Source organism: Paenibacillus cisolokensis, from assembly GCF_018403665.1.
In the GTDB taxonomy this organism is placed as follows: Bacteria; Bacillota; Bacilli; order Paenibacillales; family Paenibacillaceae; genus Paenibacillus_AH; species Paenibacillus_AH cisolokensis.
Genome location: NZ_BOVJ01000234.1, coordinates 1 through 13,630, shown reverse-complemented (window position 1 = coordinate 13,630; position 13,630 = coordinate 1). Strand labels below are relative to the sequence as shown.

6 protein-coding genes and 1 pseudogene are annotated in these 13,630 nt (G+C 62.2%); 1 reads left to right on the top strand and 6 read right to left on the bottom strand.

The window, feature by feature from the left end:
• Positions 1-19 precede the first annotated feature (19 nt).
• From PACILC2_RS24970 to msrA, 6 genes and pseudogenes are all read right to left on the bottom strand, one after another.
• A pseudogene (locus PACILC2_RS24970) lies at positions 20-1,351 on the bottom strand (extracellular solute-binding protein); the annotation flags it as partial.
• A 49-nt stretch (positions 1,352-1,400) separates the two neighbouring features.
• Positions 1,401-2,282, bottom strand: a complete 882-nt coding sequence (locus PACILC2_RS24965; protein WP_372447238.1) for a carbohydrate ABC transporter permease — start codon at positions 2,280-2,282, stop codon at positions 1,401-1,403.
• 27 nt (positions 2,283-2,309) lie between these two features.
• Complete coding sequence (locus tag PACILC2_RS24960) at positions 2,310-3,287, bottom strand: ABC transporter permease (RefSeq protein WP_062491021.1); 978 nt, start codon at positions 3,285-3,287, stop codon at positions 2,310-2,312.
• A gap of 174 nt (positions 3,288-3,461) precedes the next feature.
• Positions 3,462-10,634 (bottom strand): glycoside hydrolase family 94 protein, encoded by a 7,173-nt coding sequence (locus tag PACILC2_RS24955; RefSeq protein WP_244863838.1) that lies wholly within the window; start codon positions 10,632-10,634, stop codon positions 3,462-3,464.
• On the bottom strand, positions 10,537-11,781 hold the full coding sequence (locus PACILC2_RS27690) for a hypothetical protein (protein WP_244863837.1): 1,245 nt from the start codon (positions 11,779-11,781) through the stop codon (positions 10,537-10,539). The genes PACILC2_RS24955 and PACILC2_RS27690 overlap by 98 nt, the downstream gene beginning before the upstream one ends.
• A gap of 148 nt (positions 11,782-11,929) precedes the next feature.
• On the bottom strand, positions 11,930-12,913 hold the full coding sequence (gene msrA / locus PACILC2_RS24950; RefSeq protein ID WP_062491020.1) for a peptide-methionine (S)-S-oxide reductase MsrA: 984 nt from the start codon (positions 12,911-12,913) through the stop codon (positions 11,930-11,932).
• A 523-nt stretch (positions 12,914-13,436) separates the two neighbouring features.
• On the opposite strand from msrA, the gene PACILC2_RS24945 reads away from it, so the two are divergent.
• The coding region (locus tag PACILC2_RS24945; RefSeq protein WP_213531634.1) for a hypothetical protein at positions 13,437-13,630 on the top strand (194 nt) is incomplete at its 3' end.

Here is a 13,630-nt window from a genome sequence, read left to right as displayed (position 1 = left end):
CTTTGATGCAACGCTAGTGGTATGACGCGCCGTATTGCTTGTCGAATGCCGACCGGTCCTTGTTCAGCAATTCGAGCGCTTCCGGCTTGAACTGGTCCTTGCCGTCGATCGTATCGTACGTGACGCCCTTCTCGCCCAGGTACAAATCTTTGTTTCCTTCCTCGCTGATCAGATAGGTGAGAAACCGGATCGCTCTCTCCTTGTCCTTGACGTCCTTGGAGATCAGCGTCACCGTCCAGCCGGAGATGCCCGGTCCGGCCAGCGTCGGCGGGTCCATATTGCTGTTCGCGGGACCGTCCACCGCGATATAGACGGAGTTCGGATCGTTCGCATACAGCACGTTTTGCTGAGCGGCAAAGTCGCTGCGCTGGTACAGCATCGCGAAATAGCGGCCCTGGGCGATTTTCTCTTCCATCTGCGGACGTTTGTCGATGAAGATGTCCTTGGCGAGCAGACCTTCCTCTTCCGCCTTGCGGAACGTCTTCAACCACCGGATATATTCGGGATCGGTCACCCGATCGTAGAGCTTCCCGTCCTTCTCCATCGGAATGGCGAGGAAGTTTTGCAGGTAGCCTTCCAGCGAATAGTTGCCGGTCTCGCTGAATTCGTGAAGGCCGATCGGAATAAGCGGCTGTCCGTTCACGTCCGGGAACTTCTCCTTCGCCGCCTTGAGCGCATTCAGAAAGCCTTCGGGCGTCCGCATGTCCGGCTTGCCGAGCGCTTCGTACATGTCCTTGCGGACGACGAACGTCTGGTTGGACGTATATTCGCGGGAATATTTCTCGAAGTCTTTCGGAGAAGACGAGGCGTTCGGATATGCGTACACATTGCCGTCATCCTTCGTGTACCAGGACAGCTTGGCCGGATCGGCCACCTTGAAGAAATACGGGTCGTACTGCTCGGCCAGCTCGTTAAGCGGCAGCACCAGCCCGCCGTCGATCATCGCCTGGACGCCGTCCTCGTACCAGCCCAGCGTAATGAAATCCGGCAGCTTGCCCGAAGCGATCATCGTATTCAATTTCTCGTTTCCGGCCGGGACGATGAAATTGATATCGACGCCGGTTTTCTTGGTTACATACTGGCTTGTCGGATCCACCCCCCATTTGTTCGGAAACCAGGAGAAGTTCAAATACCAGTCGAACGTAATCGGCGAGGTGTCCGCCTTCCAGCCCGGCTCATCCGGATTGGCCGGCTGGCTTTCTTCTTTCGGCGTTTCGCCGGCCGGTTCCTTCTTGGCGGCCCCCTGGTCTTCCCCGGCCGTGCTTCCGCCGCCCGAACAAGCCGCCAATGCGAATACGAGACCGAAGATCAGCGCGAGCGCCAGCAGTTTTTTCGCCCTGTCGTTTGCCATCCTTTACCTACCCCTTTTCGATTTATAAGTTTCAGGTTATGGAAACTCCCTAGCCCTTGATCGAACCGATCATCAGCCCTCTGACAAAATATTTTTGCAGGAACGGATAAACGAATACGATCGGCGCGGTGGTTACCACCATCGTCGCCAGCTTGACGGACTGGGAGGTGACGCTTTTGGATATGCCGCCGGGCATGGCCGCCACCATCTGGTTGGAGCTCGATTGCGCGACGACGCGGTACAGAAAGGTCTGGATCGGCTGCAAATCCTGGTTGTTGATATAAATCATGCCCGTGAAATAATCGTTCCACTGATATACGCCGTGAAACAGCGCAATGGTGGCGACGACGGGCATCGATACCGGAATGATGATCCGGCAGAAGATCGACAGGTCGTTGGCCCCGTCGATGCGCGCGGCTTCTTCCAGCCCTTCGGGTATATCGCGGAAAAAGGACAGGAAGATGATAAGATGGAAGAAACTGAACATGGCCGGTATGATGTAAACGAGAAAACTGTCGAGCAGGTGCAGGTCGCGAATGAGCAAATAGTACGGAATGAGACCGCCGCCGAAAAACAGCGTGATCGTGCCGACGGTCATGTACAGGTTGCGGCCGATCAGTTCCTTGCGCGATACCGCATAGGCGACCATCGCCGTAAAGAATACGTGGGCAGCCGTCCCGACGACCGTCTTGGCCACCGTTACGCCCATCGCCGTCATAATGCCGGGACTTGCGAATACCGCCTGGTAGCTGTCGAAACTGAACACGCGCGGCCACCAGTAAATTCCTCCCCGCATCGCGTCCTGCCCGTCGTTGAAGGAATTGACAAGCACATACCAGATCGGGTAGATCGTAAGGAAACAGATAAGCAGCATGCCGAGGATGTTGACGGCGTCGAAGACGCTTTCCCCGGCTGTTTTGCGTTTCAGCATCAGCACCTTGAGGAAACCACCTTTTGACTAGAATAGTGAAGACTGGTTCAGCTTCTTCGTGACCGTGTTGGCGGCCAGCAGCAGCATCAGCGCAATGACCGATTTGATCAGTCCGACCGCGGTTGCATACGAATAACGGGCGTTCAGCAATCCGGTCTGGTAGACATAGATGTCGATCACGTTGCTGGCGCTCTCGTTGAGCGGATTGCGAAGGACGAGAATCTGGTCGAAGTTGGAGTTCAGCACGCCGCTCACCGCAAGAATGAACAGAATCGTCACCGTTCCTTTAATGCCCGGGAGCGTGACATACCACATCTTCTGGAACCGTCCGGCGCCGTCGATCGTAGCCGCCTCGTACAGCTCGGGCGATACGCCGGCGATCGCCGCCAGATAGATGATGGCCGACCAGCCGAGCTCCTTCCAGATGTCGGAGGCGATGACGATCGTCCAGAAATAGGACGGTTCGGCCAAATAGCTGACCGGCTCCGATATGAGGCCGAGCGACAGGAGCAGCTTGTTGACGATGCCGACATCGGCAAGCCATGTCGCCAAAATGCCGCCAAGAATGACCCAGGACAGAAAATGGGGCAAATACGAGATCGTCTGGACCGACTTCTTGAAACGGAGCGACCGCAGCTCGTTCAGGAACAGCGCGAACAGAATGGGCAGCGGAAAGCCGATGACCAGCTTGATGACGCTGATGCCGAGCGTATTGCGAATGACGTTCGGCAGCTCTTCGTCTTCCAGAAACGCCTTGAAATGCTCCAGGCCGACCCACGGCGCTTCCGCGACGGACCGGATGATGCTGAAATCTTTGAAGGCGATTACAATTCCGTACATCGGAATATAGTTGAAGACGACCATCCAGGCGACGCCGAGAAGCGCCATCGCCTGCAGGTAGCGCTGGGCGGCCAGCCTGCGCAGCAGCCTCCGCGCGCGAAGTCCGCGGGACGCGGGCTGGATCGGCGGGGGAAGCGGCCGATCGGGCCGTATGGTGTTCATCATGAATGATCCTCCGTCTGTCGTTTGCGTATTGTAAGCGATTTCGAAAATCGGTTGTATTTACAGTCTATCTGCCGGAACGGCGAAAAGTAAGGTTCCATTTTTCCGATCGAGGGTCAAAATTTACGCTAAACAGCCCCTCCGCTATTTTTGAGGAATAGCGGAGGGGCTGTCTTGTTACGTATGCGGCAAAGCTTTGCCGGCGGCGGCAGACGGCTGCCCGGCATCCGGCTGCGCGGTACGCGGCCGCAGCATGACAGTGACGACATGCTGGCGGCCGTCGTCGGACAGCTCGAACGAAACGCCGGTGTCCGGATCTCCTTCAAGCCGGATGTGCGCATCGCTCTCCGGAGTCTCGGGCATCTCTGCCGCATCGTCCCGGCCGTCCGGGTCCGGCGGAAGCGCGCCGCCGGCCAGATTGCGGACGACGATCCGGTAGTTCGTCGTCCCGAAGCGGTAGATGGCGGTATATCCCGGCCAATCGTCCGGGATGCAGGGCCGGACGATCAGCTTGCCGCCTTCGCGGCGCAGTCCGAGTATCCATTCGATGCCGGCCTGGTACATCCATCCCGACGAGCCGGTATACCACGTCCATCCGGCCCGCCCTTCGTGCGGCGCGCTCGTATAGACGTCCGCCGCCATCACGTAAGGCTCGCCGGCGTATGTCCGCACGTCGCCGGGGCTGCGGGCGTGGGCCAGCGGATTGAGCATATGGAACAATTCCGCCGCCTTGTTCCCGTCGCCGAGCATGCACCAGGCGACGACGCTCCAGATGACGCCGTGCGTATATTGCGCGCCGTTCTCCCGAATGCCGGGCGGGTACCCTTGAATATACCCGGGGTTCGGGTCCGTCCGGTCGAACGGCGGCGTGAGCAGGCGGGCGACGGCCAGGCCGCGGTCGACCAGCTCGCGATCGAACGACCGCATCGCCTTAAGCGCGCGATCGCGCGGGGCGGCGCCGGAGATGACGGACCAGGACTGGGCGATGGCGTCGATCCGCGCCTCTTCGTTGCGGTTCGACCCGATCCAGTGCCCTTCGTCCGCCCGGGCGCGCCGGTACCATTCGCCGTCCCAGGCGCGTTCGTTCAGCGCATCGGCGATGGCTTGCCGGCGGTTCCGGCAGGTCAGCGCCCTTGCCGCCTCGCCGCGCAGCTCGCAAATTGCCGCGAACCGTTCGAGCACGTCGCATAAAAACCAGCCGAGCCAGACGCTTTCGCCCCGGCCGAGGTCGCCGATCGAATTCATGCCGTCGTTCCAGTCGCCGATGCCCATTAGCGGCATGCCGTTTTCCCCCAACCGGTACGCCCGCTCGATCGCCCGCCAGCAATGTTCGTATACGGTGCCGGATTGCGGCGAACGGACCGTCTCCTCGTACCGTTCGTGCTCATGCTCCTCAAGCGGCGGGCTGTGCAGGTAAGGGACGACTTCGTCCAGCACGCTTTCGTCACCCGTATGCGCGATGTACCGCGATACGGCGTAGGGCAGCCACAGCAAATCGTCGGAATAGCGGGTCCGGATTCCCCGTCCCGTCTCGTCGTGCCACCAATGCTGCACATCGCCTTCCTCGTATTGATGGGCCGCATGCAGCAATATTTGGGCGCGCGTCAGGTCGGGACGCGTATGCAGCAGCGCGAGCGAATCCTGCAGCTGGTCGCGGAAGCCGTACGCGCCGCCCGCCTGGTAAAAGCCGGTTCTCGCCCACATGCGGCAGGACAGCGTCTGGTACAGCAGCCAGCCGCCGAGCAGCAGATCCATCTCTTTGTCCGGCGTTTTCACGACGATTTGGTCGAGAATGCCGTCCCAATAATCGCGCATATCGGCGAAAGCCGTCTCGCAAGCTTCCGCGCTGCCGTATTCGCGGACGAGGCGGACCGCTTCTTCTCGCGAAGGCGCCGCTCCGAGCAGCACATACACTTTGCGGACGCTGCGCGGCGCGACCTCAAGCCGCAGCCGGATCGCGCCGCAGCTGTCGGCGTGCGGACCGGTTGCATTCGACAACCGGTCGCCGGCCAAGCCGGCCGGCCGTTCCGGCGACCCGCCAGGACCGTACAGTTCCGCACGGTCCGCCGTGTACGACAGCCTGTCGTCCGCTTGCGCCCGCATGCCGGCTTCGTCCGGTTCGTCCGCTGCGTCCGCGCCGTCCTTATCGTGCACGTGAAGGAAAACGACCGCATCCCGGAACGTATCCTGATACGTATTGCGGGCCAGCAAACATTCCGCGGACGAATCCCATTCCGACACGATATGCGGCGCGCTGTCCGGCCGGCGGACGCCCAGCACCCAGTCGCAGCGATAGACGACCGACAGCGTGCGCGGGCTGTCCGCTACATTTTCCAGCTGCAGTTCGACGATTTTGACGGCGTCTTCCCGCGGCACGAAGACGGTCATCTGCTGCCGGAGCCCGCGGCAGAGCCGTCTGAACCGCGTATACCCGCGCCCGTGGGCGACGGTGCAATTGGCCGGTTCCAGCGTAGGGGAAGGCGCGGGCGACCAGATGTCGCCCGTTTCCTCATCCTTGATATAACAAGCCTCGCCCGGAGGGTCGAGCACCGGGTCGTTCGACCATGGCGTCAGCTTGAATTCGCGGCTGTTGCGCCACCACGTATACCCGGTGCCAAGCTCCGTCACGAGGCAGCCGAACGAACGGTTCGCCAGCACGTTCGACCACGGGGCGGGCAAATATTTGCCGCCGCGCAGCGCGATCCGGTATTCCTTCCCGTCGGGAGAGAATCCTCCCCAGCCGTTGAACAGCTCCCAGTCCTCCGGATCTTCCGCCGCATCCGGCGCCTCGCGCGGCGGGGCGGAGCCCGCCGCGGTCGTCACGGGCCGCTGCTCCGCCTCCGCCGGCCGGTTGCCGGCGGCTTTGACCCGCAGCTGCGCGCCGAGGCTAGGCCCGTCGGCGCGCAGCGTCACCCGGGCGACGGCCAGCAGCAGCGTCTTCTCGGCATCGGCGATTTGCGAAGCGGCGACGAGGTATACCCCGCCGGGCTGCGGGTGGGGATAATCGGCGCTCTGCTCGATGGCGCGCCGCAGCGCTTCCTGCATGTCCTGCTGGTAGCCGTCGTCCGATTCGTTCAGCAGCACCAGATCGAACGGCAGACCGAGACGGCGCAAATAGCCGTGACCGGCGATCATTTTGGCGGCGAACGACAGATGGGCGCTGTCCCGGATACGCACGAGCGCGATCGGCAAATCGCCGGAAATGCCGAGCGGCCACAGGCCGGACTGGCTTTTGACGTTCGCCGCGATCGCCTTCGCCCGGTCCTTGCGCAGCGGCGCCGGATAGAGCAGCCGGCCCGCCAGCGTCTGGAACTGCGTCGCTTCGGCGGCGGTCAGCCGCTGATGTCTGAGATCGATGCGGCTGCGGGTCCAGGCGAGCTGGAACGTCCGTTCCGCCTGCTGCGCGCCGCACAGCGCGCGCACGATCTCCACCGCTTCGCCGCGCTCGCCCGCCACGCCGGTCGCCGCGAACAAGGATACGCGCTCGCCCGGTCCGACCGACACCCGCCTGCGCATGACGAAGACGGGATCGAGCACGGCGCCGACCGTTTCCGTCAGCCGAGAAGCGAGTCCTTGCGGACGGGCGAGCGTATGGCCCCGTCCGATGAAGCTGGAGCGGTCCGTCTCGTATTCGACCGGCCCGAGCGGCTCGCAGCCCGCGGTCAGCGCATGCGCCGCCCAGCGCGGCTGCTCGTCTTCGGTGCGCGGCCGGCGGACGGCAAGCAGGCAGCCGGCCGCTTCATCGTATTCGGTCTGCACGAACAGCTTGCTGAACGCCATATGCGCATCGTCCGCGGCCGGAGGCGCGAGCGCCAGCTCCACATAGGTCGTCACCTCGAGGATGCGCGTCCGGTCCCCTTCGTTCGTCAAGGTCAGCCGTCTTAGCTCCGCATCCGACTCCGGCGACACGCAGATGTCGAGCTCGGTGGCGATTTCGCCGTCCCGCCGCAGAAACCGCGCCTGCTCCAGCGAAAACTGCGCGCGCTGGTCGGAGGACGGCGTCATGCACGGACCGTAGGCAGGCGACCATACATCCCCGCTTTCCACGTCGCGGATGTACATGCATTGCCCCGGCGGATCGGCGGCAGGGTCTTCCCGCCAGCGGGATACCGCGATGCCGTCGTACCGGCTGAAGCCGCCTCCCCGGTTGGTGACGACCGTCGTGTACGAGCCGTTCGACAGCACGCATACTTCCGGAACCGGCGTATGCGGCGTGTCGAACTCGCGCAGCGGCATCCCCGCCTCCTCGCGGTTTGCCGGCTGCCGCGTCTTGAAACGGGCGGACGCGTCGGATACGATCGCCGGCTTCTCCGGCACCCGTTCCTGCAGAAGCAGCTCGGCCGCTTGCACCCGCTTGTCGCGATGAAACCGGTCGTACATCTTGTAAGGAAGCAGCAAATTGCCGAGCGTCAGCATGCTCATGCCCAGATGATGGGCCATAAAACTGCGGACGACCATCCGGTCGCGTTGATCCGGCATCCGCTTCTCCGTGTAGTCGATCGCCTCATAGTAACCGTACTTCCCGCGGGCGCCGGCTGCCGCCATGCGGCGCAAATCGGCCAACGCCTCCCGCGGAGCGTACGGCAGCGCCATAATCGTGGCATACGGCGCGACCACAAGCTCTTCGTCAAGCCCGCGCTGGAAGCCGAGCCCCGGCACGCCGAACGCGCGGTATTGGTAGTTCATCCGGTAGTCGAACGCATAGTAGCCGGATTCGGATATGCCGAACGGGACGCCGCGCTGGCGGGCGTAATCGATCTGGCGCCGGACGACGCCCCGGTACGTGGCGTCCCATATCGTATTGCGGTATGTCCGCATGACGAGGGCCGGCATCAAATATTCGAACATCGTCCCCGACCATGACATCAGCGTCGGATGCTTGCCCGACCGGGTCATGGCCCGCCCCAGCTTGAACCAGTGGGAAGGCGGCACCTGCCCCGTCGCGATCGCCAGGAAGCTGGCCTGACGCGCCTCGGAAGCGAGCAGGTCGTACAGAATCGTCTCCCGCTGCTTCAGCCCGGCATGATAGCCGAGCGCGAACAATTGGGTACGTTCGTCGTAAAGCGGGCGAAAATCCGTATCCGAGATCAGACGCTCGATCCGGGCCGCGAGCCGCTCCGCCCTTTCCCGCCATTCGCCTTCGCTGTCGCGGGCCGCCCATTCCATGACGCCTTCCTTCACAACGATCAGATAAGCGACGAAATTGCCCGAATCGACCGTCGAGACATAAACGGGCGGCAGTGGACGCAGCGTCGTCGTATCGTACCAGTTGTACAGATGGCCGCACCACTTGTCCATCCGCTCGATCGTGCCGACGGTCCGCTCCACCCGCTCGATCAGCTCCGGCGTGCCGATAAACCCGAAATCGCGGGCCGCCAGCGTGCTGGCGAGCATCAGCCCGATATTGGTCGGCGATGTCCGGTGCGCCGCCCCTATAGGAGGATCGATCTGCACGTTGTCCGGCGGCAGCCAATGGTCGCGCTCGCCGGCGTATTCCTCGTAATACTTCCATATTTCCTCGGCCACAGCGCGCAGCTCGTCCTTGTCGGAATCTTTCAACGCTTCCGGCGCGGAAGCCGGGGAACGGCTCAGCCAGCCGGCGACAAGCGGAGCGGCCAGCCATATGACGGCGATCGCGAGTCCCGTCCAGCGCAGCCAGGGCGCAGGGGCGAATGCCGCTGCCGCGGCAAACAGCAGCGTTAGCGCGACGCCGGCCCGGTAGCCGGACAGCTGCAGCTTCTCCTTGCGGCTCCGCCGCTCCGTCTCCGCCGAGCTGGTCCATTCCAGCAGGCGGCGCTTCGATACGAACAGCCGGAACAGCGTCCGGCCGATCGCATCGAGCAGCAGCGCCGACTGATGCGGCAGCGCGGCAAGCGTCACCGCCGCCTGTCCGGCGGCCGGAAGCAGCAGACCCGGACGGCGAACGAGCCGCGCCGGCGCCACGATGGCGCGAACGACGGGCATCGCTATCGTCGCCAGCGCGATGGCGACGGCGGAGGCGCCGGCGGGCGGCGGCAGCAGCATGCCGAGCAGCAGCAGCGCATACAACGCCGGCTGCAGCAAGCTTCGGCGCAAATTGTCGATCATTTGCCAGCGGGTAAGCGCCGGCAGATCGACCGGCTTAAGCCGGCCGTGGCGGTCGCATACGCGCGGCATCAGCCAGCAGAGCAGCTGCCAATCGCCGCGCACCCACCGGTGCAGCCGGCGCTGGTGAGCCCGGAACGAAGCGGGATGGCCGTCGATCAGCTCGATATCGGCCAGCAAGCCGCCGCGCAGAAAGCCGCCTTCCAGCAGATCGTGGCTGAGCACGCGGTTGTCGGGAATGCGGTCGCTCAGCACGCGGGCGAACACATCCGCGTCGAATATCCCTTTTCCGGTAAAAATGCCTTGACCGAGCGCATCCTGATACGGATCGGACACCGCAAACGCGTACGGGTCGATGCCCGGTTCTCCGGCCCACAGCCGCGTAAGCCGGGATTCCTGCACCGAAGCGTAGCTCACCCCGATACGCGGCTGCAGCACGCCGTATCCTTCCGCGACGCGCGTTCCCGCCGCGTTCAGGCGCGGGCGGTTGTAAGGCAGATGAATCGTGCCGATCATCCGCTGGGCGGAGCCGATCGGCAGCTGCGTATCCGCATCCAGCGTAATGACGTAGCGGATGCGGGACAATATATCGCGGTTTCCGACAATGACGCCGAAGCTCGTCTCCTTGCCGCCGCGCAGCAGCTCGACGAACTCGACCAGCTTGCCCCGTTTTCGTTCCCAGCCCATCCAGACATTTTCCGACGGGTTCCACTTCCGGTGCCGCTGCAGAAGCAGGAACGGTTGCCGTCCCCCTTCGCCGTCCGAATAGGTCCGGTTCAGCGCCTCGATCCGTTCGCGGGCGCGGGCCAGCACGGCTTCGTCCGTCTCTTTCCGCTCTTCGTCCGCATCGGCAAAATCGCCGAGCAGCGCGAAATAGATATTCGGATCGCGGTTAGCCAAATAATGCAGCTCCAGCCGGTCGGCCAGCTCGTCCGCTTCTTCGGGCCGCGACCAGATGACGGGCACGACGACGATCGTCGCGGCGTCGGGCGCAACGCCGGAAGCGTAATCGTAGCGCAGCAGCGGACGGGAGCGGAACGTGCGGCGAATGAGGCCGTGCGCAATCGTGACCGCCCATTCCCCGCCGGCATGATCAGCGCGAGCAGAAGCAGCGCCTGCAGGCCGGGGCCGAGAGCCGCGCCGCGATCCGACCAGATTGCAAAAAGCGTCAGCGCCGCGGCGAACAGTCCGGCCAGCAGCGTAAAATAAGCCGCCGATCCGCGCCGCAGCACGAACGTCTCGGGCATGCGGCGCGGATCGGCGCATTCGCGCAGCGAACGCTGCAGTTCGGCCATTCCGGCAGGGTCGAGCAAATAGTAGGCGACATAGGCGCTGCGGGGGGGAGCGGCGCGTTCGGTCCGGGCTTGCCGTCGACCGACTCCGAAGCTCCCGCTTCGGTATTGTCTGCGTGCCGCCCGGCGAGCATGACCGCACGCTCGGCGACCAGGTTCTCCGGCACGCGCATCCGCTGCGCCAGCCGTTCCACCCGCGTGCGCAGCGTGTGGCGGCTTTCCGCCGTCATGAGCGCATACGTGCCCGCGCGCTCTTCGCGAAGCGTCCGCTCGGCGACGCATATTTGTTCGAATACGGACTCCCATTCGCCCCTGGCGAGCGACCTGAGGCTCCGGATGATATTGCCGGCCGCCACTTCGTAGGAAGCTTGCAGCCGGTGCTCGTAGGTGATAAGCCGGTTCAGGCTTTCCGCGCCGTTATCCAGACTGCAGACGAGCCAGTCGCGCACCGCGGCGGCATCGTCCGTCCATTCGTTCAGCCGCGATGCCAGATATACGATCAGCCCGCCGGACAGCGGCATCGGAATGCCGGCCTTCTCCAGCGCATCTCTGACCGCGCTTCCGTCCGGCTTGTCCCGCTCCCGGAACAGCGGTTCGAGAATCGCATCCGCCTGCTCGCACATCTTCCTGCGTTCGCGCACCGACCGCATCACGGCCGCATACCGGCGGATCAGCGCCACGCGCAGCAGCACAGGGAACGACCAGCACTCGGCGATCGTCAGCACCGCCGCTTCCTGATAGGCGTTCACAAAAGCGGCAAACGTATCTGCGTCGTAAGCGCCGTCGACAAGCGACAGATATTCCCGGCATATCGCCGTTGCCCGCCATTCGTCCGATCCGCGCAGCATCGGCAGCCGGCCGGAGGCGATGCCGCCCAGTCCGCGCCGGACGGACAACGCCTGTTCCTCCATAAAATCGGCATGATCAAGCAGCCACTCCTCCGCCGGCTGGGAGCAGACGGCTCCCTCTTGCTTCAGCAGCGCCGCATACTTCCGCAAGCTCTCCATATCGCGATGAAACGATTTCCATAATGCCTTGCCTTGCCGCCGCGCCCCGTCCGGATTGTGGGTCAATGCCAGCTTACGCGCCTGCTGTTCGAGTTGCTCGGCGTTCAGAATCATAGTTTCCCCCTTCGAATAACATGCGTTTTGGGAAAATACGCGTCAATGCTCGCAACCGTCGGCTGCAAACATTGCCTGAACTAAATATTCCCAAGGCGGAGGAAAAATATGAGCCCGTCGCCGCTTCGGCCCCGTCGGGGCCGTCCCGTCAATCGAACAGGTGCCGGTATTCGCCGTATCCTTCCTTCTCCAGATCTTCTTTCGGAATAAACCGGAGAGCGGCCGAATTGATGCAGTAGCGGAGGCCGCCCGGCTTCGGTCCGTCGTCGAATACGTGACCCAAATGCGAGTTGCCTTTCCGGCTCCGCACCTCGGTCCGGATCATGCCGTGGCTCAAATCGATATGTTCCGTCACGTTGGACGGATCCACCGGCTTTGTAAAGCTCGGCCAGCCGCATCCCGAGTCATACTTGTCGCGCGAGGTGAACAGCGGCTCGCCGGAGACGATGTCGACATACAGTCCCTCTTCTTTATGATCCCAAAACTCGTTGTGAAACGGCGGCTCCGTGGCTCCCCGTTGGGTCACCTCGTACTGGAGCGGCGTCAGCCGGCGCTTCAGCTCGGCCTCGTCCTTCGGCAAGCTCCAGTGCTTCGCGATGAAGGCGTCGCGTCCCGAGCCTTTTCTGTACATTTTGTAGCGGAGCGGCTGCTTTTTATGGTAATCCTGATGATATTCCTCGGCGGGATAGAACGGCCCCGCAGGGACGATTTCCGTCACGATCGGCCGATCGAAGCGGCCGCTTGCTTCAAGCTCCCGCTTGGACGCCTCGGCCGCCAGCCGTTGCTCCTCATTATGGTAAAAAATCGCCGTTCTGTACGAATCCCCGCGGTCGTGAAACTGGCCGCCCGCATCGGTCGGATCGATTTGCTGCCAGAAAATGTCGAGCAGCTTCGTGTAGGGAAACACGTTCGGGTCAAACGTAATTTGCACCGCTTCCGCATGGCCCGTCGTCCCCGAGCATACCTCCTCATAGGTCGGGTTCGGCTTATGTCCGCCGGTGTAGCCCGATACGACCTTTTTAATGCCGGGCATCTCTTCGAACGGAGAAACCATGCACCAGAAGCAGCCGCCGGCGAATGTCGCCAGCTCCAGGCCTGCATCCAATTCCGTATTGCGCTCGTTGTCGCTCATTTCGATCAATCTCCTTTCGCCGCTTGTATGGTCAATATCTGATTAAAACGATATGGTTATAATTCGATGATAAGTGAAAACCGTATGCATAAGCAAATCGGAAATCGTCGTTTTTCTCACGCTCGGCAGCCGCCGGGCGCCGCGTAACGGAATAAAAAGGGGCTATCCCGGATGTACGTGGCTTATCTCGAATGTTCGCGGCCTATCTCGAATGTTCGTGACCTATCTCGGCTGTTTGTGGCCTATCTCGGATGTACGTGGCCTATCTCGGATGTGCGTGGCCTTTCTCGGATGTTCGTGACCTACCTCGGATGTGCGTGGCCTTTCTCGGATGTTGTGGCCTATCTCGGATGTTCGTGGCCTATACCGGCTGTTCGCGGCCTATTTCGGATGTTCACGGCCTATCTCGGCTGTTCGCGGCCTATCTCGGATGTACGTGGCCTATCTCGACTGCATGGTGTGCGAGGGGGGATATTCGAGAAGTTTCCCGGCTCAAGTTCGTGCTTGGCGAAGGCGGCATGGCGTGGCATTTTTCATTCATTTCAAATCAACCAATCCTGCAAAATGCAGTTTTTTCCCGCTATTAACGGCCCGAACGCTCAAATTACTGCGATTATGCAGGATTTTTGACCTTCAAATGGTATATAAGACAGAAATGACCAATAAATCCTGTATTTTTGCAGGAATTTGGGCCAAAGGAATCCGTCAAGGAAAAAA